Source organism: Pseudomonas sp. No.117 (genome assembly GCF_054558395.1).
Genome location: NZ_BAAJNP010000001.1, coordinates 361,458 through 382,567, shown reverse-complemented (window position 1 = coordinate 382,567; position 21,110 = coordinate 361,458). Strand labels below are relative to the sequence as shown.

The following is a 21,110-nucleotide window of genomic DNA, read 5'->3' as shown; positions in this document are numbered from 1 at the left end:
TGTGGCCCGGTCTCACGACTCCCAGCTGGCCTTGGGCAGGGTCAGGCCATGCTGGCCGTCGTAGGCCGCCCGCCTGGGCGACTCCCAGCCTTCCAGCAGGCTGTCCTCGACACGGTAGATCTCCACCCCCAGCGGGCGGCAGACCCGCAGCGGGTCCTCGGCCTCGGGGCCCCACATCGCCAGCGACAGGTCGCCGCCCGGGCAGGTGGACAGGGCGCAGAGCACGTCGATCTCGGCGAAGAATTCCAGGTAGTCGCCGGGCTTGGCCGGGCAGGCCTTCATGAAGTAGAGGTCGTCGTGATTCAGGCCGGTGCACTGGAAGATGTTCAGCACGTCGTGCACGTCGAATTCGGTGAGGCCATGGGGCAGCACCGCGCGGGTCAGGTTCGAGTGGCAGTGGTGGTGGAAATCCTCGCCGGTGAGCATCTTGTTGACGTAGGGGTCGCAGCGGGTGCCGAGCAGGTCGTGCAGGCGGCCGCCGTGTTCGTCGATGCCATAATCCGCCAGGCTGTCGTCGGTGATGGTCAGCAGCGGGCGCAGGAAGGGCAGGTTCGACCAGAGCCGGTCGTAGGTACTGACATGGGCACCCTGCAACTGGCGGGTGCGCGCGGCCCACAGCCGCTCGCGCGGATCGTGGGCGTTCCACACGTTGAAATCACCGACCTGGGGGCCGTGCGGGGCGGTGACGCGGAACAGATGGCCGGCCGGGACCTTCCAGGCGCGGCCGGTGCGGATCGGGACCTCGAACTGCTCGATCAGGGTGCGGGCGTCCTGGCGTTCGCGCAACCGGGCGTAGAAGGCCTGGTCGACCTGCAGGGCGGAACCCTGGGTAGCCTGGTAGGCGGCGGGGTAGTCCTTGTACATGGAAGATCTCCTCGGTCAGAGTGGCTGGGTTGAGCCCAGCAGGTCCAGCAGCTGGTTTTCGGAATCGTCGAGATAGCTGGCCATGGCCTCGGCCGCGTCCTGCGGTCGCCCGGCACTGAGCAGGTCGTGGATCTCGCGGTCGCGCGCTATCCAGGGTCGCTGGAAGTGCGCTTCATCGGGGGCGAGGGAAAACAGCAGGCGCATCTGGGCGGCGACCGTGGCGAAGAATTCGTCGAACAGCGGACTGCGCAGCAGGCCGACGAGGTGCCGATGGAATTGCAGGCTGTGGGTGCCACAGGCGCGCCAGTCTTCGCGGGACTGGGCCAGTTCGGCGGCCTCCAGGGCGTCCAGCATGGGCCCGGACTGAGCGTCGCGCAGCGGCCGGCTGCCGCGGATGGCCTGCAGCTCCAGGGTGCGGCGCACCAGGAAGAGGTCGCGGACCTCAGCCAGGCCCAGGCGGCGCACCATCACGCCGCGGTGGCGGACATAGGTGGCCAGGCCCTCGCGATCCAGTTGGTGCAGGGCCTCGCGAATGGTGTTGCGCGAGGCGTTGTAGGCCTTGACCAGCTCGTTCTCGACCAACGGCGTGCCGGGCAGCAGGCGCCCGCCGATGATGTCTTCGCGCAGCTCGAGCAACAGCTGCGCACCCAGGGCCAGTCCGCCCGTTTCCTTGCCACTCATGGAGAGTCCTTGCCGATCCCCGGCCTGGCGATTCCGCAGGGCAGGAACCGTGCGGATCCTGCCGAGCGACCAGGGCGATGGTCAGATTGTTCAACAATGAATGGCAGAAGCCCTAGCACGGGGCATGCCAGACAGCCGAGCGATTGCCCGGATCAGCTGTCCACGCGTGCCTGGAAAGCCATGGGGCCTTCGAAGGTACCCCTGGTAGAGCTGATCGGGACAGAGACCCGGCACTGTGGAGGACTGGTTGCTCCTACCCAGGCGGGCGTCGGCAGGGCTAGGGGCTCGTATCCTGTGCGGCATCCAGCCGCTGCATGCGCAGCCGATCGGCGTCGAAGGCGGTGCTGGTGCTGCGGCGCAACTCGGCGTAGCGCTGCAGATCGGCCTGGAGCCGCAGCAGATCGGCGGCGGCGGCGTCGAGGCGCGCCCGCAGGTCGTCGGTGAGCGCCTGGCCATTGCGCTGCTGCACCGCGGCCTGCTCCATCAACTGGCCTTGCAGGTGCCGCGCCGACTCCAGGTTGGCCTTCTTGATCTGCATCAGGCCATCCAGCTCCGCCAGCTTGCGCGCCTTGGCCCGGTCGACATCCTCGACGTTGCTGTAGAGCTTGCGCAGCTGGCCATCGGCGACGGCCTGTTGCCGCTCCTGTTGCTGGCGGTCGAGCTCCGCGGCGGGCAACGCCGGCGCGACCCGGCGGATCACCCGGCCCTGTTCGTTGAGCACGTCGTAGCCCTTGCCCGCGTATTCCGGCGGCACGCCCTGGCGGTCGATCACCAGGGTGCCGTTGCGATCCAGATAGCGATACAGCTCGACGGCCTGGCCGGCCAGCGGCAGGGCGAGCAGCAGGAGGCTGGCAGCAGCGCGGCGTACGACCATGGCCGTCTCTCCTCGGCTAGATGCCGTATTGGGCGCGATAGTCCTGCACGGCCGGCAGGTAACGCTTGAGCTCGGCATCCTCGGCCAGGTATTCGAGCACCTGGTCCAGGGCCACGATGCTCAGCACCGGAATGCCGTAGTCGCGCTCGACTTCCTGGATCGCCGACAGCTCGCCGCGCCCACGCTCCTGGCGATTGAGGGCGATGAGCACCCCGGCGGCGCTGGCGCCCTGCGCCTGGATGATCTGCATGACCTCGCGGATGGCGGTGCCGGCGGTGATGACGTCGTCGATGATCAGCGCCTTGCCGGTCAGGGGGGCGCCCACCAGCAGGCCACCTTCGCCGTGATCCTTGGCTTCCTTGCGGTTGAAGCACCAGGGCGTGTCACGGCCATGGTGCTCGGCCAGGGCCACCGCGGTGGCGGCCGCCAGGGGGATGCCCTTGTAGGCCGGGCCGAACAGCACGTCGAACGGCAGGTTGGCCGCGACCAGGGCATCGGCGTAGCAGCGCCCCAGCTCGGCCAGCGCCGAACCGCTGTTGAACAGGCCGGCATTGAAGAAATAGGGGCTGATACGACCCGATTTCAGGGTGAATTCGCCAAAACGCAGAACTCCGCGCTCGATGGCGAAACGAATGAAATTACGCTGATACGCCTGCATATAAGTCCTTGCGCGGCTTGTATTTAGCTAAACCGGTTTAGCTCGGGTATCATACATCCACGATTTTTTGGGGGCCATTTATGCGGATCATCAGCTTGAACGTCAATGGTATTCAGGACGCTGTCGAGCGGGGCCTGTTGCCCTGGCTTAAGGCGCAGAATGCCGACGTGATCTGCTTGCAGGATACCCGCGCCTCTTCCTACGACATGGACGATCCGGCCTATGCGCTGGACGGCTACATCCTCTATGCCTGCGATGCCGAAGTGCCGTCCCAGGGTGGGGTCGCGCTCTATACGCGGGTTCAGCCGAAGGCGGTGATCAGCGGCCTGGGCTTCGAGTCGTGCGATCGCTTCGGCCGTTACCTGCAGGCGGACTTCGACAAGGTCAGCATCGCCAGCCTGTTGCTGCCCTCGGGCAAGCGTGGCGACGAAGACCTGAACATGAAGTTCAAGTTCATGGACGACTTCACCCACTACCTGAACAAGCAGCGCCGCAAGCGTCGCGAGTACATCTACTGCGGCTCGCTGTACGTGGCGCACCAGAAGCAGGACGTGAAGAACTGGCGCGACTGCCAGCAGATCCCCGGCTTCCTCGCCCCCGAGCGGGCCTGGATGGACGAGGTGATCGGCAACATGGGCTACGTGGATGCTCTGCGCGAAGTCAGCCGCGAAGGCGACCAGTTCAGCTGGTGGCCGGACAGCGACCAGGCCGAGCACCTTAACCTGGGCTGGCGCTTCGACTACAACATCCTCACCCCGGGCCTGCGCCGCTTCGTGCGCTCGGCGCGGCTGCCGCGGCAGCCACGCTTCTCCGCGCACGCGCCGCTGATCGTCGACTACGACTGGACCCTGAGCATCTGATCCGCGCGGTATCCGGAAACGAAAAAACCAGCCCGCGGGCTGGTTTTTTGTTGGGCGGCTATTTCACCAGGATCACCGGCAAGGGCACCTGGTGCACCACGCGCTGGGCCACCGAGCCGAGCAGCAGGCCGCTGAGCGAGCCCAGTCCGCGGGTGCCCATGACCAGGGTATCGACCTGCAGCTGCCGCGCCATCTCGCCGATGGTCTTGGCGATGTCGCCGAAGCCGACGTGGGTCTGGGCCTCGATACCGGCTTCCTGCAGTGCCGGGCGGGCCCGCACCAGGAGGTCCTCGGCCTTGTCCCTCAGGCTGCCGCGCCACTCGCGCAGGATGCGCTCGTCGAAGGGCGCGCCGTAGATCTCCGGCTCGTTCTGGACGTTGAGCAGGTGCAATTCCAGCGTCAGACCGGCCTGCACCAGGTCGAGGACATAGCGCAGGGCATTGTCGGCGCTGGGGGAACCATCGTAGGCGACCAGGACAGTGTGCATGGGACTTCTCCACGAGCGGGGTATGTCTTCATGCTAGACCCCGGCTGTCAGAGTCGCTTGATCCCGATCAAGCCCGCGCGCTCAATGCCCCACCCAGTTGCGCGCGCCCTTGGGAATCACCTCGGATTCGTCCAGCTTGCTGGCGAACATGCTCACCGCCTCGACGGCATCGCTGGCGCCGTCGCGGATCTGCACGATCACCGCCCCGGCCTGGTCCGCCAGCTCCACACCCTTGACCGCCCGGCCCTGGGTGCTTTCCATGCTGGCGACGGCCTGCTGGGTTTCGCCGAGGATGCGGCCGATCATCTCGGCGATTTCCGCCGTGGCGCTGCTGGTGCGCCCCGCCAGCTGGCGGACCTCGTCGGCGACCACGGCGAAGCCCCGGCCCTGGTCGCCGGCGCGGGCAGCCTCGATGGCCGCGTTGAGCGCCAGCAGATTGGTCTGGTCGGCGATGCCGCGGATGGTGTTGACGATGGCGGTGATCTGCTCGGAACGCTGGCCCAGCTGGCCGATCACCTCGGCGGACTGGCTGACGTTCTGCGCGATCTCGCGCATCTCGCTGGCGGCGGCCTGGATGATCCGGGTGCCGTGCTCGGCGACCTTCTCGGTCTCGGCGGAGATGTGATAGGCCCGTGAGGCGCTGCGGCCGTCGCTTTCGTGCTTTTCGACCCGCTCGCTGATGTCGCTGGCGTACTTGACCACCTTGTACAGCCGGCCGCTGGCGTCGTACACCGGGTTGTAGCTCGCTTCCAGCCAGACCACCCGGCCGTGCTTGCCAAGGCGCTTGAACTGGCCGCGGAAGAATTCGCCGGCATTGAGGCGGCGCCAGAAGTCGCCGTATTCGCTGCTGTTGACCAGGCCGGGTTCGCAGAACAGTCGATGGTGCTGGCCCTGGATCTCCTTCAGGCTGTAGCCCAGGGTGGCCAGGAAGTTGTCGTTGGCGGTGAGGATGCGTCCCTCCAGGTCGAATTCGATCCGCGCCAGGGCCCGGTCCAGGGCCTTGAGGTTGCTCTGCGCCTCGCTGTCGCGCTCTACCTGCCGGGTGACGTCGAGGGCGTACTTCACCACCTTGGCGATCCTGCCGCTGGCATCGGGCACCGGGTTGTAGCTGGCTTCGAGCCAGAGCGTCCGGCCCTGGGCGTCAAGGCGCTGGAAGGTGCCGGAGACGAAGTCGCCGCGCCCCAGGCGCGCCCAGAAATCGCCATAGTCGCGACCCTGCGCCACGGCGACGGGGCACAGGCGACGGTGATGCTGGCCGACCAGGGCGTCGGCGCCATAGCCGGTCAGCCTGAGGAAGTTGTCGTTGGCGCGCAGGATCGTCCCGTCGAGATCGAACTCGATCACCGCCATCGAGCGTTCCAGCGCCTGGGTCAGGCCCTGGCTGGCGTGCACCTCGGCCTCCAGCCGAGCGATGGTCTTCTTGTGGCGCGCATTGAACATGGCAGAACTCGCTGGCGGGGGGATTGAATGGTCAATCTATCGGCGCGAATCGAAGCGGCTTGATGACGACCGGCGAACGGCATCGTCCGCCGGCTGGATGGCTGTCGCAAACGCGCCGGCCCGGGGCGTAAACAGGCATCTTGGGGGTTGGGGCCAGGCCTACCATCGCCGCCAAGGGGGTGGTTTTCACCGCCACAGACTTTAGGAGCGCCGCGATGTTCAGCAAGCAGGACCAAATCCAGGGCTACGATGACGCGTTGTTCGCCGCCATGGGCGAGGAAGCGCGGCGCCAGGAACATCACCTGGAGCTGATCGCGTCGGAAAACTACACCAGCCAGCGCGTCATGGAAGCCCAGGGCAGCGTGCTGACCAACAAGTACGCCGAAGGCTATCCGGGCAAGCGCTACTACGGTGGTTGCGAGCACGTCGACAAGGTCGAGCAGCTGGCCATCGAGCGCGCCAAGCAGCTGTTCGGCGCCGACTACGCCAACGTCCAGCCGCACTCCGGCTCCCAGGCCAACTCGGCGGTCTACCTGGCGCTGCTGCAGCCGGGCGACACCATCCTCGGCATGAGCCTGGCGCATGGCGGCCACCTGACCCACGGTGCCAAGGTCAGCTCTTCCGGCAAGCTCTACAACGCCGTGCAGTACGGCCTGAACACCGACACCGGCCTGATCGACTACGACGAGGTCGAGCGCCTGGCCCAGGAGCACAAGCCCAAGATGATCGTGGCGGGCTTCTCCGCCTACTCCAAGACCCTGGACTTCCAGCGTTTCCGCGACATCGCCGACAGCGTGGGGGCTCTGCTGTTCGTCGACATGGCCCACGTGGCCGGCCTGGTCGCCGCCGGGGTCTACCCGAACCCGGTGCCCTTCGCCGACGTGGTCACCACCACCACCCACAAGACCCTGCGCGGTCCCCGCGGCGGCCTGATCCTGTGCAAGGCCAACGCCGACATCGAGAAGAAGCTCAACGCCGCGGTGTTCCCGGGCGCCCAGGGCGGCCCGCTGATGCACGTCATCGCCGGCAAGGCAGTGTGCTTCAAGGAGGCCCTGGAGCCGAGCTTCAAGACCTACCAGCAGCAGGTGATCCGGAACGCCCAGGCCATGGCCGGCGTGTTCAAGGCCCGCGGCTTCGACGTGGTCTCCGGCGGTACCGACAACCACCTGTTCCTGGTCAGCCTGATCAAGCAGGGCATCACCGGCAAGGACGCCGACGCCGCCCTGGGGCGCGCCTGCATCACCGTGAACAAGAACGCCGTGCCCAACGATCCCCAGTCGCCCTTCGTGACCTCGGGCCTGCGCATCGGTACCCCGGCGCTGACCACCCGCGGCCTCGGCGTCAGCGAGAGCGAGCGCGTCGCCGGCTGGATCTGCGACATCCTCGACCACCTCGGCGATGCCGACGTGGAAGCCCAGGTGGCGCGCCAGGTAGCCGACCTGTGCCGTGACTATCCGGTGTATCGCTAACCGCCGCGCGTCCGGCCCACCCCTATCCAACCCCTTTCCCCGCCGCGGGGAAGGGGAGTCGTCTGCAGGAGTCTCCAGATGCAACGTTATTCCGGCTTCGGCCTCTTCAAGCACTCCCTGAGCCATCACGAGAACTGGCAGCGGATGTGGCGCACCCCGACGCCCAAGCCGGTCTACGACGTGGTCATCGTCGGCGGTGGCGGCCATGGCCTGGCCACCGCCTACTACCTCGCCAAGCAATTCGGCGTGAAGAACGTCGCGGTGATCGAGAAGGGCTGGCTGGGCGGCGGCAACACCGCGCGCAACACCACCATCGTCCGCTCCAACTACCTGTGGGACGAGTCGGCGCATCTCTACGAGCACGCCATGAAGCTGTGGGAGGGCCTGTCCCAGGACCTTAACTATAACGTCATGTTCTCCCAGCGCGGCGTCTACAACCTCTGCCATACCCTGCAGGACATGCGCGATTCCGAGCGCCGGGTCAGCGCCAACCGCCTCAACGGCGTGGACGGCGAACTGCTCGACACCCGCCAGGTGGCCGAAGAGATTCCCTACCTGGACTGCAGCAAGAACACCCGCTACCCCATCCTCGGCGCCACGGTGCAGCGCCGGGGTGGCGTGGCCCGTCACGACGCCGTGGCCTGGGGCTTCGCCCGCGCCGCCGATGCCCTGGGCGTGGACCTGATCCAGCAGACCGAGGTCACCGGCTTCCGCAAGCAGGATGGCAAGGTGATCGGCGTGGAGACCAACCGTGGCTTCATCGGTGCCCGGCGCGTCGGCGTGGTCACCGCCGGCAACTCCGGGCACATGGCCAAGCTCGCCGGCTTCCGCCTGCCGCTGGAATCCCACCCGCTGCAGGCGCTGGTGTCCGAGCCGATCAAGCCCATCATCGACAGCGTCATCATGTCCAACGCGGTACACGGCTACATCAGCCAGTCCGACAAGGGCGACCTGGTGATCGGCGCCGGTATCGACAGCTGGGTCGGCTACGGCCAGCGCGGTTCCTACCCGGTGATCGAGCACACCCTGCAGGCCATCGTCGAGATGTTCCCGATCCTCTCGCGGGTGCGCATGAACCGCCAGTGGGGCGGCATCGTGGATACCTGCCCGGACGCCTGCCCGATCATCTCCAAGACGCCGGTGGAAAACCTGTTCTTCAACTGCGGCTGGGGTACCGGTGGCTTCAAGGCCACCCCCGGTTCGGGCAACGTCTTCGCGGCGTCGCTCGCCTCCGGCGAGATGCATCCGCTGGCCAAACCCTTCTCCATCGACCGTTTCCACACCGGTGCGCTGATCGACGAACACGGCGCTGCGGCCGTCGCGCACTAAGGAGCCCGAGCATGTTGTACATCCGTTGCCCCCACTGCGGGGAGTTGCGCTCCGAAGAAGAATTCCACGCGGCCGGCGAAGCCCATATCGCCCGCCCCCTGGACCCCGAGGCCTGTAGCGACGCGGAGTGGGGCGACTACATGTTCTTCCGCACCAACCCGCGTGGCCTGCGCCACGAGCTGTGGGTCCACGCCTCGGGTTGCCGCCAGTACTTCAACGCGACCCGCAACACCGAGACCTACGAAATTCTCGAAACCTATCCGATCGGCGAGCGACCCCGCTTCACCGCCGAGCGAGGAGAGCGCACATGAGCCAGGTCCATCGACTCACCCAGGGCGGTCGCCTGGACCGCAGCCAGGCCATCACCTTCACCTTCAACGGCCAGACCTACCAGGGCTTCAAGGGTGACACCCTGGCCTCGGCGCTGCTGGCCAACGGCGTGGACGTGATCGGGCGCAGCTTCAAGTACTCCCGGCCGCGCGGCATCGTCGCCGCCGGTGCCGAAGAACCCAACGCCATCATGCAGATCGGCGCCACCGAGGCCACCCAGGTGCCCAACGTGCGGGCCACCCAGCAGGCGCTGTACCAGGGCCTGGTCTCCGCCAGCACCAACGGCTGGCCGAGCGTGAACAACGACCTCATGGGGATCCTCGGCAAGGTCGGCGGCAAGATGATGCCGCCCGGTTTCTACTACAAGACCTTCATGTATCCGCAGAACCTGTGGATGACCTACGAGAAGTACATCCGCAAGGCCGCCGGCCTCGGCCGGGCGCCGACCCAGGTCGATCCGGACACCTACGACAACTTCAACCAGCACTGCGACGTGCTGGTGGTGGGTGGTGGTGCCGCCGGTCTGGCCGCGGCCCTGGCCGCTGGCCGCAGTGGCGCCCGGGTGATCCTCGCCGACGAGCAGGAAGAATTCGGTGGCAGCCTGCTGGACAGCCGCGAGCGGCTCGATGGCGCCCCGGCGGCCGACTGGGCCGCGAAGGCCGTGGCCGAGCTGCAGGGCCTGGACAACGTGGTGTTGCTGCCGCGCGCCACGGTCAACGGCTACCACGACCACAACTTCCTCACCATCCACGAGCGGCTCACCGACCACCTGGGTGATCGCGCGCCCCATGGCCAGGTGCGTCAGCGCCTGCACCGGGTCCGCGCCACCCGCGTGGTGCTGGCCACCGGCGCCCACGAGCGGCCGCTGGTGTACGCCAACAACGACCTGCCGGGCAACATGGTGGCCGGTGCCGTCTCCACCTACATCCGCCGCTATGCGGTGGCCCCTGGTCAGCGCCTGGTGCTGTCCACCAACAACGACTACGCCTACCGCGTGGCCCTGGACTGGCTCGAAGCCGGTCGCCAAGTGGTGGCCGTCGCCGATGCGCGACCCAATCCGCGCGGCGCCTGGGTCGAGGAAGTGCGCAAGCGTGGCGTGCGCGTGATGGGCGGTACCGCCGTGAGCGAAGCCCGCGGCAATACCCGGGTGACCGGCGCCAAGATCGCCACCATCGACCTGACCGCCTTCCGTACCCTGGGCGGCGGCGAGTGGCTGGACTGCGATCTCATCGCCACCTCCGGCGGCTACAGCCCGGTGGTGCACCTGGCCTCGCACCTGGGCGGTCGTCCACTCTGGCGTGACGACATCCAGGCCTTCGTGCCCGGCCCGGCGCCGCAGAAGCGCCTCTGCGCCGGCGCGGTGAACGGCGTCTTCGCCCTGGGCGACGTCCTCGCCGATGGCTTCGAGGCCGGCGCCACCGCTGCCGCCGAAGCCGGGGCCCAGGTGGTCAGTGGCGAACTGCCCCAGGCCGAATACCGCCAGGAAGAGCCGACCCTGGCCCTGTTCCAGGTGCCCCACGACAAGCCGTCGTCGCGGGCCCCCAAGCAATTCGTCGACCTGCAGAACGATGTGACCGCCGCGGGCATCGAGCTGGCCTGCCGCGAGGGCTTCGAGTCCATCGAGCACGTCAAGCGCTATACCGCCATGGGCTTCGGTACCGACCAGGGCAAGCTGGGCAACATCAACGGCCTGGCCATCGCCGCCCGGGTGCAGAGCAAGGCCATCCCGGAAGTCGGCACCACCATGTTCCGCCCGAACTACACCCCGGTTACCTTCGGCGCCATCGCCGGTCGCCACTGCGGTGCCCTGTTCGAACCCAAGCGCTACACCGCGCTGCACGCCTGGCACCTGAAGCAGGGTGCGCTGTTCGAGGACGTCGGCCAGTGGAAGCGCCCTTGGTACTTCCCCAAGGCGGGCGAGGACCTGCATGCCGCGGTCAACCGCGAGTGCCTGGCCGTACGCCGCAGCGTCGGCCTGCTCGACGCCTCCACCCTCGGCAAGATCGACATCCAGGGCAAGGATGCGCGGGAATTCCTCAACCGCGTCTACACCAACGCCTGGACCAAGCTGGACATCGGCAAGGCGCGCTACGGCCTGATGTGCAAGGAAGACGGCATGGTCTTCGATGACGGCGTCACCGCCTGTCTCGCCGACAACCACTTCCTGATGACCACCACCACCGGCGGCGCGGCACGCGTCTTCGAGTGGCTGGAGCTGTACCACCAGACCGAATGGCCGGAGCTGGAGGTGTACTTCACCTCGGTCACCGACCACTGGGCGACCCTGACCCTGTCCGGCCCCAACAGCCGCAAGCTGCTGGCCAAGCTGACCGACATCGATCTGGACAATGCCGCCTTCCCCTTCATGGCCTGGAAGGAAGGCCAGGTGGGTGGCGTGCCGGCACGGGTGTTCCGCATCTCCTTCACCGGCGAGCTCTCCTACGAGATCAACGTGCCGGCCAACTACGCCATGGGCGTGCTGGAGCAGGTGGTCGCCGCGGGCAAGGAGTTCGACCTCACCCCCTATGGCACCGAGACCATGCACGTGCTGCGCGCGGAGAAGGGCTTCATCATCATCGGCCAGGACACCGATGGTTCGGTCACGCCGCAGGACCTGGGCATGGGCTGGGCGGTGAGCCTGAACAAGAGCTTCTCCTTCATCGGCAAGCGCGGCATGCACCGCCAGGACTGCGTACGAGAGAACCGCAAGCAGCTGGTCGGCCTCAAGCCCCTGGATGCGCGGGATGTCCTGCCGGAAGGCTCGCAGCTGGTATTCGAACGCAACCAGCCGATCCCCATGGACATGGTGGGCCACGTGACCTCCAGCTACCACAGCGCGACCCTGGGTTATGGCATCGCCATGGCCATGGTCAAGGGTGGCCTGGGCCGCATGGGCCAGACCGTCTACGCCCCGCTGGCCGATGGCCGCTACATCGCTGCCGAGATCGTCTCGCCGGTGTTCTACGACCCCAAGGGTGAGCGGCAGAACGTCGCCTAACGAGGAAGCGCCCCATGAACGACATCAATGTGTACGACCAATACTCCGCCAAGGCGCGCGCCGAATCCCCGCTGTTCCACGCCGAGCTGAGCAAGCTCGCCGGCCGGGGCCCGGCCACCGCCGGGGTGACCCTGCGCGAGCGGGCCCTGCTGGGGCACCTGGTGCTGCGGGGCGACGCCCATGACGAAGGCTTCACCGCCGCCGTGCAGGGCGTGGTCGGCCTGGACGTACCCGGTCCGCTGGCGATCACCCAGAAGGGCGAGACCTCGCTGCAGTGGCTCGGCCCGGACGAGTGGCTGCTGGTGGTCCCCGGCGGCACCGAGTTCGCCACCGAGCAGGCGCTGCGCCAGGCCTTGGGCGAGCGCCATGTCGCCATCGTCAACGTCGGTGGCGGCCAGACCCTGGTCGAGCTGAAAGGCCCCAAGGTCCGCGAGGTGCTGATGAAGTCCACCTCCTACGACGTCCACCCGAGCAACTTCCCGGTGGGCAAGGCGGTGGGGACGGTATTCGCCAAGTCGCAACTGGTGATCCGCCACACGGCCGAGGACACCTGGGAGCTGGTGGTGCGCCGCAGCTTCGCCGACTACGTCTGGCTGTGGCTGCAGGACGCGAGTGCCGAGTACGGACTGCGTATCGAAGCCTGATCACGGCTCGCCTCGGTCCCGCTCCAGCGAACCCGACCTGCGTGATGCGCAGGTCGGGTTTTGCAGTTCTGGCTTCATCTTCATGCACAGGAATTCAACATGAGCCGCACGCCCGATACCTGGATTCTCACCGCCCAGAGCCCGAGTCGCCTCGGCACCGTGGACGTGGTCACGCGCTACCTGTTCGAGCAGGGCTGCTACGTCACCCAGCACCACAGCTTCGATGACCGCGAAGCCCAGCGCTTCTTCATCCGGGTGGAATTCCAGGTCCCTGCCGACTTCAACGAGGGCCTGTTCCGCGTTGGTTTGGACCTGCGCTTCACGCCCTTCGACATGACCTTCGAGCTGACCCCGCCGGCCTACCGCGCCAAGGTCGCCATCATGGTCTCCAAGGCGGACCATTGCCTCAACGACCTGCTCTATCGCCAGCGCATCGGCCAGTTGCCCATGGACGTGGTCGCGGTGATCTCCAACCACCCGGACCTGGAGCCCCTGGCCGCCTGGCATGGCATTCCCTATCACCACTTCCCGCTGGACCCGCAGGACAAGCCGGCCCAGGAGGCCAAGGTCTGGCAGGTGCTGCAGGAGACCGGTGCGGAGCTGGTGATCCTCGCCCGCTACATGCAGGTGCTGTCCCCGGAACTGTGCCGCCGCCTCGACGGCTGGGCGATCAACATCCACCACTCGCTGCTGCCGGGCTTCAAGGGCGCACGGCCCTATCACCAGGCCTATGCCAAGGGCGTGAAACTGGTGGGCGCCACCGCGCACTACATCAACAACGACCTCGACGAAGGCCCGATCATCGCCCAGGGCGTCGAACCCGTGGACCACGCCCACTATGCCGAGGACCTGGTCGCCAAAGGGCGGGATATCGAATGCCTGACCCTGGCGCGGGCCGTGGGCTATCACCTGGATCGACGTGTCTTCCTCAATGCCGGGCGCACGGTGGTGCTGTAGGAATCTGTTCACGATCTGCTGCGCGGCGGCCAAACGGCGTTGAGCAGGCCCTGGATCGCCAGCCTGGGCCGGGCGGCCCGGTCGGAATGCTCCTGTACCCCTCGTAAACTCGCGCGCGAGCCCGGTCGAGCGCGAGTCCGGTCCGCTTGTTCAGGCAGTGGATTCGCTAGCGTTCACCCTAGGGGCCAGCCGTTGGCTGTTACTCCCATTGGTCGTTGCGTCTTGTTTGGCTCTTGCTCGCGAGATCCTGAACAGGCTCTTAGCGCGACCATGGCAGTCCCCCCCACTGGGTAGGTGTTGCCATGACCGTAGCGTGGAAAACGGCGCAGCCTTTTCCACTGGCGGCCCTGCGGCACGCCCTCACCCCAGCCCTATCCCAAGGGGAGAGGGGACTAGCCGAGCAGGCATTCATCTCCAGCAGCACCGGCAAGATCATGATCGATCATCGTGCCGCCACCTTGGGAGCTACTATCCTTGCGCGACCGTGGCACGGTCCGTCGCGGTGACCGCTCCTACGGCTACGGGGCGCGCCTGTAGGAGCATCTGCCTCAATCGCGTATCGCGGCCATGGGCCGCTCCTAAGCGCTCGATGTAACCGTAGCAGCGGCCGCATCGGCGGACCGCCATGGCCGCGATAAAGACAGTGGCTACTACAGGTAGATCATATGGCAAGCGCCGGGGGTGGGGTCGTGACCCTGGGGCGTGGCTGTGGGCGCGAGAGCAGGGCGTTGTGGTGGCCGGCAGGAGAGAGGGCCCGGCACCCGCGTCTTTCCAGTAGACGGGGTGCCGGGGCGTGATATCAGCCCGCCTGGGACAGCGTCGAGCGGGCGGCGGGCGGGGCGACGTCTTCGCCGGCCTTTTCCAGATTCTTGCCCAGCAGGGCGTGGTAGAGCTCCTTGTCACCGAGGATGCCGACGGCGCGGCCATCGGTTTCCAGCACCAGCTTGTGGCCGGTGTGATAGCGAATCTCCAGGGCGTCGCGCATGCGGATATCGGCCGGTGCCAGGGTCGGCTGACGTTGCAGGCTGGTGACCGGCATGCCCGGGGTCCAGCGTTGCAGCGCCAGGCTCTCGCCGCCGCGGCGCAGGGCCTTGACCGTCTGGCCATCCAGGGCCAGCCAGATGTCGTGGCTGCGCTCCAGGCAGATCTCGTTGCCTTCGCGGCCGCACTTGTCCAGCCCGCGCATCAGGCTGTAGCCGCTGAGCACGTTGAGCGGGTTGGTGTGGGCGACGAAGGTACGCACGTATTCGTCCGCCGGATTGAGCACGATGTCCTCGGGGCGACCGTGCTGGATGATGCGGCCGTCCTTCATGATGGCGATGTTGGTGCCGATCTTCAGCGCCTCGTCGAGGTCGTGGCTGACGAAGACGATGGTCTTGTTGACCTTGGCCTGCAACTGCAGCAGTTCGTCCTGCAGCTGCTGGCGGATCAGCGGATCGAGGGCGGAGAAGGGCTCGTCCATCAGCAGGATGTCGGCGTCCATGGCCAGGGCGCGGGCCAGGCCGACGCGCTGCTGCATGCCGCCGGAGAGCGAATCGGGCTTCTTGTTGCGCCACTGGGTCAGGCCGACCAGCTCCAGCTTCTCGTCGACCAGCTTCTTGCGCTCGGCGGCCGAGCGGCCCTGCATCTCCAGGCCGAAGCCGACGTTCTCGGCCACGGTCAGCCAGGGCATCAGGGCGAACTTCTGGAACACCATGGCGATGCGGGTGGTGCGCATGTCCTTGAGCACGGCGGGCGAGCAGTTGGCGATGTCCACCTGGCTACCCTGGTGCTCGATCAGCAGCTTGCCACGGCTCACGGTGTTGAGGCCGTTGATGCAGCGCAGCAGGCTGGACTTGCCGGAGCCGGAGAGGCCCATCAGCACGCAGATCTCGCCCTTCTGGACTTCCAGGCAGGCGTCCTCGACGCCCAGCACCTGGCCGGTCTCCTGGAGGATCTCGCTGCGGCCCTTGCCCTGGTCGAGCAGCTCCAGGGCACGCTTGTTCTGCTTGCCGAAGATGACGTCGACGTGTTCGAAACGTATGGCGGTCATGACTTAGTTAACCTCGCGTGGGGCGGGTTGCTTGCACACCCGGTCGAGCAGGATGGCGATCAGGACGATGGACAGGCCGGCTTCGAAGCCCAGGGCGATGTCCGCGGTGTTGAGGGCGTTCACCACCGGCTTGCCGAGGCCATCGGCGCCCACCAGGGCGGCGATCACCACCATGGACAGCGAGAGCATGATGCACTGGGTGATGCCGGCGCCGATGCTGGGCATGGCGTGGGGCAGCTCGATGCGGGTCAGCAGCTGCCAGCGCGAGCAGCCGAAGGCCTTGCCGGCGTCCATCAGCTCGGCGGGGACGTCCTGGATGCCCAGGCAGGTCAGGCGGATCGGTGCGGCCACGGCGAAGACCACCGTGGAGATCAGACCGGGCACCACGCCCAGGCCGAACAGGGTCAGGGTCGGAATCAGGTAGACGAAGGTCGGGACCGTCTGCATCAGGTCCAGGACCGGGCGCAGGCCGGTGTAGAACCAGGGCTTGTGCGCGGCGAGGATGCCCAGCGGCACGCCGATGGCGATGCACACCAGGGTGGCGAAGACCACCTGGGCCAGGGTTTCCATGGTTTCCTGCCAGTAACCCAGGTTGAGGATCAGCAGCAGCGAGGCGAGGGCGAACAGGGTGAGGCCGATGCTACGTTGCAACAGATAGACCCCCACCACGACCAGGCCGATGAAGGCCAGCGGATTGAACCACATCAGGCCGGCGGTGAGGCCGTGGATGAGGCCGGACAGCACGTCGGAGATCTTGTCGAAGACCCCGGCGCCATGCAGCGTCAACCAGTCGATGAAGTCGGCGATCTGCTGGCCGAGAGGGAGTTTGTGGTCTGTGAGTAACATAACGGTGCCCGTCAGGTAGGGGTGGACAGGTCGAAGCACGACGGAAGCCGAGTCGTGCTTCGGCTGTGGCAGTACCCGCCCGAACCGGCGCGGGACAGTCGAATGTTATTGTTCTGTCAGGGTGCCAGGGCGGCCTTGGCCGCTTCCACAGCGGGCTTGCCGTCGCGTGTGGTCACGCCGGCCAGCCACTGGTCGAGCACCTGCGGATGGGCCTTGAGCCACACCTTGGCGGCGGCGCTCGCGGCTTGTTTTTCGTTGAGGACCTTGTCCATCAGCTGGTTTTCCATGTCCAGGGTGAAGGACAGGTTGGTCAGCAGCTTGCCCACGTTGGGGCATTCCTGGACGTAGCCCTTGCGCACGTTGGTGTAGATGGTGGCGCCGCCGTAGTTGGGGCCGAAGACGTCGTCGCCGCCCTCGAGATAGGCCATCTTGAAGCGGGTGTTCATCGGATGGGGTTCCCAGCCGAGGAAGACCACCCACTGCTGGCGCCGCTCGGCGCGCTGGATCTGCGAGAGCATCCCCGCCTCGCTGGATTCCACCAGCTTGAACTTGCCCAGGTCGAAGGTGTTCTTGTCGATCATGCCCTGGATCAGGCGGTTGCCGTCGTTGCCCGGCTCGATCCCGTAGATCTTGCCGTCGAACTTGTCGGCATGCTTGGCGAGGTCGGCGAAGCTCTTGACCCCGGCGTCGTAGACGTACTGGGGCACGGCCAGGGTGTACTTGGCGCCCTCCAGGTTGGCGCGTACGGTCTCGACGCTGCCATTGTCCGCATAGGGCTTGATGTCCGCCGCCATGCTCGGCATCCAGTTGCCGAGGAAGACGTCGATATCCTTGTTCTGCAAGGACTTGTAGGTGACCGGCACGGAGATCATGTTGGTCGTGGTCTGGTAGCCGAGGGCGTGCAGCACCTCGCTGGTCACGGCCGTGGTCACCGTGATGTCGGTCCAGCCGACATCCGCGAAGCGAACCTTGGCGCAGGAAGCCGGCTCGTCTGCCTGAGCAACGAGCGGAGCCAACAGCGCAACACTCAAGAGCCAACGGGAACAACCTTTCATGGACACCTCTCCTTGCGGTTGGCGGGGTACCTTTCGGTGCGCCCCGCGTGTATTTATCTGTAACCCATCCCCCCAGGCTCGCCTACCGCCTGCGTCGCTACCAGTGTACGCGGCGTCGTAACCAGAAGCGGAAATGTCGCATCCAGCGTGAGCCCGGGGGAGGCCCCGGCGAGCGGTAGGCCGTGCCGGCCTGGCCGGGCGGGCCGGGGCTCGTCCGGCGCCCGCTGGTGCCGGCCAGAGGGCCGGAGGCGTGATGCCGAGGCGGGCGCTCAGTTGGCCAGACTGGCCTTGACCGCGGCGCTGCCCGGGGCTCCGCCGGGGGTGGCGACGCCCTTGAGCCAGGCCTCGAGCTGCTCGGGATGTTGCTTGAGCCAGTTGCGCGCGGCGCGGCGTGGGTTGTCCTTTTCGTTGAGCACCCGGTCCATCAGCTGGTTTTCCATAGCCAGGGAAAACACCAGGTTGCCCAGCAGGCGGCCCACGTTGGCGCACTGCTGGGCATAGCCCTTGCGGGTCAGCGTATAGACCGTCGCGCCGCCCTGGTTGGGGCCGAAGTAGTCGTCGCCACCATCGAGGTAGGCCAGCTTGTGGCGGATGTTCATCGGATGCGGCTCCCAGCCCAGGAAGACGATCCACTGGTTGCCCAGCAGTTCCTTCATCCGCACCTGGGTCAGCATGCCTTGCTCGCTGGATTCGTTGAGGGTGAAACCGCCCAGGCCGAAGGCGTTGGTGGCGATCATCTTCTTCACCAGGGCGTTGCCGTCGTTACCGGGTTCGATGCCGTAGAGGGTGTTGCCGAAGCGCTCCGCATGGGTGGCGATGTCGGCGAAGCGCTTGACCCCGGCATCGTAGACGTACTGGGGAACGGCGAGGGTGTAGCGGGCACCCTCCAGGTTGACGTGCAGTCGTTCGACACTGCCCGCCTCGACGTAGGGCTGGCTGATCTTGGTCTGGGCCGGCATCCAGTTGCCGAGGAAGACGTCGGCATCGTTCTTGGCCAGGGCTTCGTAGGTCGCCGGCAGGGGCAGCTTGAGGACCGTGGTGTCGTAGCCCAGGGCGCTGAGCAGGTAGCGGGTCATGGCGTTGGTGACGTCTAGGTCGGACCAGCCGACATCGACGAGGCGGACCTGGCGACAACTCTCGGGCTCTTCTGCCGCCTGCACCGTCGCGCTCAGCAACAGGCCGGACAACCACAGCGCTTGGGCGATCTTCATCCTGGACTCCAAGGGTTCGAGCGGGCTGGGGCCCTGCGCGTTGCACGTACCGGTCCGTTCGGCCGGCGCCGTCGTGGCTTTTCGCCATAAGTGGCCAGAAGGGCGACGGGCGGTCGGCATGACTGACCTACAACCGTGCCGGCTGAGTCGCCTTGCCACATTTTGGCGCGCGTCGGTTACGTCCAGGTGTTACCGCGGGATCGATTCCGGGGCGGGGCCGGGGCCGACAGGTCGGTCTCGGATCAGCGAGGTCGCAATCAAAAACCCCATCTAATCAACGCCATTGGCGGCCACCGAGTGGATGGCGCGTCCCAGACAGCGAGGTTGCGTCGGGGTTCACACAGTTTCGGCATGGGAATTGCGACATGACTTACGTGTCCGCGACACATTTTTCGTTCAGTGTCGTCTGCGGGATTTCATTAGAGCCCAGAAAAAGGGCCTCCAGCCTGCGTGAAGGAGATTCCCACCATGTCGCCCATTCCCACCTCGTCACCGGCCCGTGCGATCCAGTCCATCGGCTTCCTGCTGCTGGACAATTTCACCCTCATCTCCCTGGCTTCGGTCGTGGAGCCGCTGCGCATGGCCAACCAGTTGTCGGGGCGGGAACTGTATCGCTGGTGCACCCTGAGCCTGGACGGCCGGCCGGTACGGGCGAGCGATGGGCTGCAGATCACTCCGGACAGCGCCGTCAGCGCCGCCCCGGCGATGGATATGGTGATCGTCTGCGGCGGCGTGGGCATCCAGCGCAGCGTCTCGCGCGAGCACTGCACCTGGCTGCAGAGCCAGGCGCGCCAGGGGCGCAAGCTGGGCGCGGTGTGCACCGGCAGCTGGGCCCTGGCCCGTGCCGGGCTGCTTGATGGCTACGATTGCAGCGTGCACTGGGAAACCCTGGCGGCGTTGCAGGAAGCCTACCCGCGGGTGGTGCTCAGCACCCGGCTGTTCACCATCGACCGCAACCGCTGCACCGCGTCTGGCGGCACCGCGCCGATGGACATGATGCTGCACCTGATCGGTCGCGAGCACGGCCGCGAGCTGTCGGCCGCCATCTCGGAAATGTTCATCTACGAGCGCATCCGCAACGAGCAGGATCATCAGCGCGTGCCGCTCAAGCACATGCTCGGTACCAATCAGCCCAAGCTGCAGGAGATCGTGGCCTTGATGGAGGCCAACCTCGAAGAGCCCATCGACCTCGACGAGCTGGCGGTCTACGTGGACGTGTCCCGGCGCCAGCTGGAGCGGCTGTTCCAGAAGTACCTGCACTGCTCGCCGTCGCGCTACTACCTCAAGCTGCGCCTGATCCGCGCCCGGCAGCTGCTCAAGCAGACCACCCTGTCGATCATCGAGGTAGCCTCGGTGTGCGGTTTCGTTTCCACCCCGCACTTCTCCAAGTGCTACCGCGAATACTTCGGCATCCCGCCGCGCGACGAGCGCCAGGGCCCGACCATCCAGCAGCCCATCGCGCTAATGCCGCTGTCCCAGGAGCTGTCGCTGATGCCGGCCTCCTCGGCGCTGGCGGCCTTGAGCCAGGCGCAGGGCGAATCGACGTTCGCCAGCGTGCGGCTGTAAGCTGCCTCAGGCCGCCTAGCGCCCGCTGGGCAGGCTGAGCAGCAGCGCAGCCGTCTGCAGATCCGGTTGGCCGTCGAAGCGGCCCGGCCGGTATTTCATCTGGAAGGCACCGATCACGTCGCGGGTGGCCGGGTCGAGTGCCCCGGTGCGGGGTACCGCGTAGCCGATCCGGGCGAGTTGATCCTGGAACCAGGCGGGTGGCGGCAACACGCCGCCCAGGCTGGCCTGGCGCTGGGCGACCACCGCCGGGTCCGGCCAGTTGATCAGCCCGGCAGCGGCCAGGCGTGCCCAGGGGAACAGCGGCCCCGGATCCTGCTTGCGACCGGGCGCTATGTCGCTGTGACCGACGATGGCGCGTCTATCCAGCCTATGCCTTTGCTCGATGTCCTTGAGCAACGGAATCAGCGCCTGGATCTGGGCTTCGCTGAAGGGGTACCACTGGCGTCCGGCCGGGGTCTCGCGGAATCCCAGGTTGACCATCTCGATGCCGATGGAGGTTGAATTCAGCCAGGTACGGCCTTCCCATTCACTGGCGCCGGCGTGCCAGGCGCGGCGATTCTCGTCCACCAGACGGTAGATGGTGCCGTCGGTATCGATCAGGTAGTGGGCGCTGACGCCGGCCTGGGTCAGCAGCTTGAGCGACTGCTGGGAGCCGGCCGCGGTGTAGTGCAGCACGATGTACTGCACGCGGCTGTCCTGGTCGCGGGAGGTGTAGTCGTCGTTGATCCGCGGGCCGCTGGCGCAGCCGGCCAGCAGCAGGCCGCAGAGTAGCCAGGGGAGGAGCTTGAGCAGGTTTCGCACGGGTACCT

At 66.7% G+C, this 21,110-nt stretch carries 18 protein-coding genes and 2 pseudogenes; 8 read left to right on the top strand and 12 right to left on the bottom strand.

Annotation, left to right across the window (positions count from 1 at the left end):
* Positions 1 to 12: 12 nt before the first annotated feature.
* The 4 genes from ACYJP6_RS01765 to pyrE all read right to left on the bottom strand — a co-directional run bounded on the left by ACYJP6_RS01765 (position 13) and on the right by pyrE (position 3,077).
* The gene (locus ACYJP6_RS01765; protein WP_459472864.1) at positions 13 to 864 is read right to left on the bottom strand and encodes an urea carboxylase-associated family protein; all 852 of its coding nucleotides are present in this window, start codon (positions 862 to 864) and stop codon (positions 13 to 15) included.
* Positions 865 to 879: 15 nt separating this feature from the next.
* Positions 880 to 1,545 carry a GntR family transcriptional regulator gene (locus ACYJP6_RS01760; RefSeq protein ID WP_459472862.1) on the bottom strand — a complete coding sequence of 222 codons (666 nt, stop codon included), beginning with the start codon at positions 1,543 to 1,545 and terminating at the stop codon, positions 880 to 882.
* Positions 1,546 to 1,822: 277 nt separating this feature from the next.
* The gene (locus tag ACYJP6_RS01755) at positions 1,823 to 2,419 is read right to left on the bottom strand and encodes a DUF4124 domain-containing protein (protein WP_459472860.1); all 597 of its coding nucleotides are present in this window, start codon (positions 2,417 to 2,419) and stop codon (positions 1,823 to 1,825) included.
* Between the two features lie 16 nt (positions 2,420 to 2,435).
* Positions 2,436 to 3,077 carry an orotate phosphoribosyltransferase gene (pyrE, locus tag ACYJP6_RS01750; RefSeq protein ID WP_459472858.1) on the bottom strand — a complete coding sequence of 214 codons (642 nt, stop codon included), beginning with the start codon at positions 3,075 to 3,077 and terminating at the stop codon, positions 2,436 to 2,438.
* Positions 3,078 to 3,157: 80 nt separating this feature from the next.
* Here pyrE and ACYJP6_RS01745 point away from each other — a divergent pair, with 80 nt between their 5' ends.
* Entirely contained in the window at positions 3,158 to 3,937 is a 780-nt protein-coding gene (locus tag ACYJP6_RS01745; protein ID WP_459472856.1) for an exodeoxyribonuclease III, read from the top strand.
* 58 nt (positions 3,938 to 3,995) lie between these two features.
* Here ACYJP6_RS01745 and ACYJP6_RS01740 read toward each other — a convergent pair whose 3' ends face one another.
* The 3 genes and pseudogenes from ACYJP6_RS01740 to ACYJP6_RS01730 all read right to left on the bottom strand — a co-directional run.
* A complete protein-coding gene (locus ACYJP6_RS01740) occupies positions 3,996 to 4,424 on the bottom strand; it encodes a universal stress protein (protein WP_459472854.1) in 429 nt (142 codons plus the stop codon).
* An 81-nt stretch (positions 4,425 to 4,505) separates the two neighbouring features.
* A pseudogene (locus ACYJP6_RS01735) lies at positions 4,506 to 4,982 on the bottom strand (methyl-accepting chemotaxis protein); the annotation flags it as partial.
* A gap of 111 nt (positions 4,983 to 5,093) precedes the next feature.
* A pseudogene (locus ACYJP6_RS01730) lies at positions 5,094 to 5,864 on the bottom strand (PAS domain-containing protein); the annotation flags it as partial.
* A gap of 215 nt (positions 5,865 to 6,079) precedes the next feature.
* Between ACYJP6_RS01730 and glyA the strand changes: the two are divergent.
* The 6 genes from glyA (at position 6,080) to purU (ending at position 13,591) form a co-directional block, all read left to right on the top strand.
* On the top strand, positions 6,080 to 7,333 hold the full coding sequence (glyA, locus tag ACYJP6_RS01725) for a serine hydroxymethyltransferase (protein ID WP_459472852.1): 1,254 nt from the start codon (positions 6,080 to 6,082) through the stop codon (positions 7,331 to 7,333).
* Positions 7,334 to 7,411: 78 nt separating this feature from the next.
* Positions 7,412 to 8,662 carry a sarcosine oxidase subunit beta family protein gene (locus ACYJP6_RS01720; protein ID WP_459472850.1) on the top strand — a complete coding sequence of 417 codons (1,251 nt, stop codon included), beginning with the start codon at positions 7,412 to 7,414 and terminating at the stop codon, positions 8,660 to 8,662.
* A gap of 11 nt (positions 8,663 to 8,673) precedes the next feature.
* Entirely contained in the window at positions 8,674 to 8,973 is a 300-nt protein-coding gene (locus tag ACYJP6_RS01715) for a sarcosine oxidase subunit delta (protein WP_459472848.1), read from the top strand.
* Positions 8,970 to 11,990 carry a sarcosine oxidase subunit alpha gene (locus ACYJP6_RS01710; protein ID WP_459472847.1) on the top strand — a complete coding sequence of 1,007 codons (3,021 nt, stop codon included), beginning with the start codon at positions 8,970 to 8,972 and terminating at the stop codon, positions 11,988 to 11,990. The genes ACYJP6_RS01715 and ACYJP6_RS01710 overlap by 4 nt, the downstream gene beginning before the upstream one ends.
* 14 nt (positions 11,991 to 12,004) lie before the next feature.
* Positions 12,005 to 12,634, top strand: a complete 630-nt coding sequence (locus ACYJP6_RS01705) for a sarcosine oxidase subunit gamma (RefSeq protein ID WP_459472845.1) — start codon at positions 12,005 to 12,007, stop codon at positions 12,632 to 12,634.
* A gap of 99 nt (positions 12,635 to 12,733) precedes the next feature.
* The gene (gene purU, locus ACYJP6_RS01700; RefSeq protein WP_459472843.1) at positions 12,734 to 13,591 is read left to right on the top strand and encodes a formyltetrahydrofolate deformylase; all 858 of its coding nucleotides are present in this window, start codon (positions 12,734 to 12,736) and stop codon (positions 13,589 to 13,591) included.
* A 799-nt stretch (positions 13,592 to 14,390) separates the two neighbouring features.
* Here purU and choV read toward each other — a convergent pair.
* The 4 genes from choV to choX form a co-directional block, all read right to left on the bottom strand.
* Entirely contained in the window at positions 14,391 to 15,623 is a 1,233-nt protein-coding gene (gene choV, locus ACYJP6_RS01695) for a choline ABC transporter ATP-binding protein (protein ID WP_459472841.1), read from the bottom strand.
* Between the two features lie 3 nt (positions 15,624 to 15,626).
* Entirely contained in the window at positions 15,627 to 16,469 is an 843-nt protein-coding gene (gene choW, locus ACYJP6_RS01690) for a choline ABC transporter permease subunit (protein WP_459472840.1), read from the bottom strand.
* 116 nt (positions 16,470 to 16,585) lie between these two features.
* On the bottom strand, positions 16,586 to 17,524 hold the full coding sequence (locus tag ACYJP6_RS01685; RefSeq protein ID WP_459472838.1) for a choline ABC transporter substrate-binding protein: 939 nt from the start codon (positions 17,522 to 17,524) through the stop codon (positions 16,586 to 16,588).
* Positions 17,525 to 17,793: 269 nt separating this feature from the next.
* Positions 17,794 to 18,735, bottom strand: coding sequence for a choline ABC transporter substrate-binding protein (choX, locus tag ACYJP6_RS01680; protein ID WP_459472836.1), 942 nt, complete (start codon positions 18,733 to 18,735; stop codon positions 17,794 to 17,796).
* Between the two features lie 468 nt (positions 18,736 to 19,203).
* Here choX and gbdR point away from each other — a divergent pair, with 468 nt between their 5' ends.
* Positions 19,204 to 20,301 carry a choline metabolism transcriptional regulator GbdR gene (gene gbdR, locus ACYJP6_RS01675; protein WP_145008112.1) on the top strand — a complete coding sequence of 366 codons (1,098 nt, stop codon included), beginning with the start codon at positions 19,204 to 19,206 and terminating at the stop codon, positions 20,299 to 20,301.
* A gap of 15 nt (positions 20,302 to 20,316) precedes the next feature.
* Here the strand turns inward: gbdR and ACYJP6_RS01670 are convergent, their stop codons facing one another.
* Positions 20,317 to 21,102 (bottom strand): N-acetylmuramoyl-L-alanine amidase, encoded by a 786-nt coding sequence (locus tag ACYJP6_RS01670; protein ID WP_459472834.1) that lies wholly within the window; start codon positions 21,100 to 21,102, stop codon positions 20,317 to 20,319.
* Positions 21,103 to 21,110: the final 8 nt, after the last annotated feature.

What these genes read in the sequence shown, in the direction of transcription:
- gbdR (WP_145008112.1), top strand. Translation starts at nt 19,204, where the DNA reads ATGTCGCCCATTCCCACCTCGTCACCGGCCCGTGCGATCCAGTCCATC.
- purU (WP_459472843.1), top strand. Translation starts at nt 12,734, where the DNA reads ATGAGCCGCACGCCCGATACCTGGATTCTCACCGCCCAGAGCCCGAGT.
- ACYJP6_RS01715 (WP_459472848.1), top strand. Translation starts at nt 8,674, where the DNA reads ATGTTGTACATCCGTTGCCCCCACTGCGGGGAGTTGCGCTCCGAAGAA.
- ACYJP6_RS01760 (WP_459472862.1), bottom strand. Translation starts at nt 1,545, where the DNA reads ATGAGTGGCAAGGAAACGGGCGGACTGGCCCTGGGTGCGCAGCTGTTG.
- ACYJP6_RS01740 (WP_459472854.1), bottom strand. Translation starts at nt 4,424, where the DNA reads ATGCACACTGTCCTGGTCGCCTACGATGGTTCCCCCAGCGCCGACAAT.
- ACYJP6_RS01765 (WP_459472864.1), bottom strand. Translation starts at nt 864, where the DNA reads ATGTACAAGGACTACCCCGCCGCCTACCAGGCTACCCAGGGTTCCGCC.
- glyA (WP_459472852.1), top strand. Translation starts at nt 6,080, where the DNA reads ATGTTCAGCAAGCAGGACCAAATCCAGGGCTACGATGACGCGTTGTTC.
- ACYJP6_RS01685 (WP_459472838.1), bottom strand. Translation starts at nt 17,524, where the DNA reads ATGAAAGGTTGTTCCCGTTGGCTCTTGAGTGTTGCGCTGTTGGCTCCG.
- choX (WP_459472836.1), bottom strand. Translation starts at nt 18,735, where the DNA reads ATGAAGATCGCCCAAGCGCTGTGGTTGTCCGGCCTGTTGCTGAGCGCG.
- ACYJP6_RS01705 (WP_459472845.1), top strand. Translation starts at nt 12,005, where the DNA reads ATGAACGACATCAATGTGTACGACCAATACTCCGCCAAGGCGCGCGCC.
- ACYJP6_RS01755 (WP_459472860.1), bottom strand. Translation starts at nt 2,419, where the DNA reads ATGGTCGTACGCCGCGCTGCTGCCAGCCTCCTGCTGCTCGCCCTGCCG.
- pyrE (WP_459472858.1), bottom strand. Translation starts at nt 3,077, where the DNA reads ATGCAGGCGTATCAGCGTAATTTCATTCGTTTCGCCATCGAGCGCGGA.
- ACYJP6_RS01745 (WP_459472856.1), top strand. Translation starts at nt 3,158, where the DNA reads ATGCGGATCATCAGCTTGAACGTCAATGGTATTCAGGACGCTGTCGAG.
- choV (WP_459472841.1), bottom strand. Translation starts at nt 15,623, where the DNA reads ATGACCGCCATACGTTTCGAACACGTCGACGTCATCTTCGGCAAGCAG.
- ACYJP6_RS01720 (WP_459472850.1), top strand. Translation starts at nt 7,412, where the DNA reads ATGCAACGTTATTCCGGCTTCGGCCTCTTCAAGCACTCCCTGAGCCAT.
- choW (WP_459472840.1), bottom strand. Translation starts at nt 16,469, where the DNA reads ATGTTACTCACAGACCACAAACTCCCTCTCGGCCAGCAGATCGCCGAC.
- ACYJP6_RS01710 (WP_459472847.1), top strand. Translation starts at nt 8,970, where the DNA reads ATGAGCCAGGTCCATCGACTCACCCAGGGCGGTCGCCTGGACCGCAGC.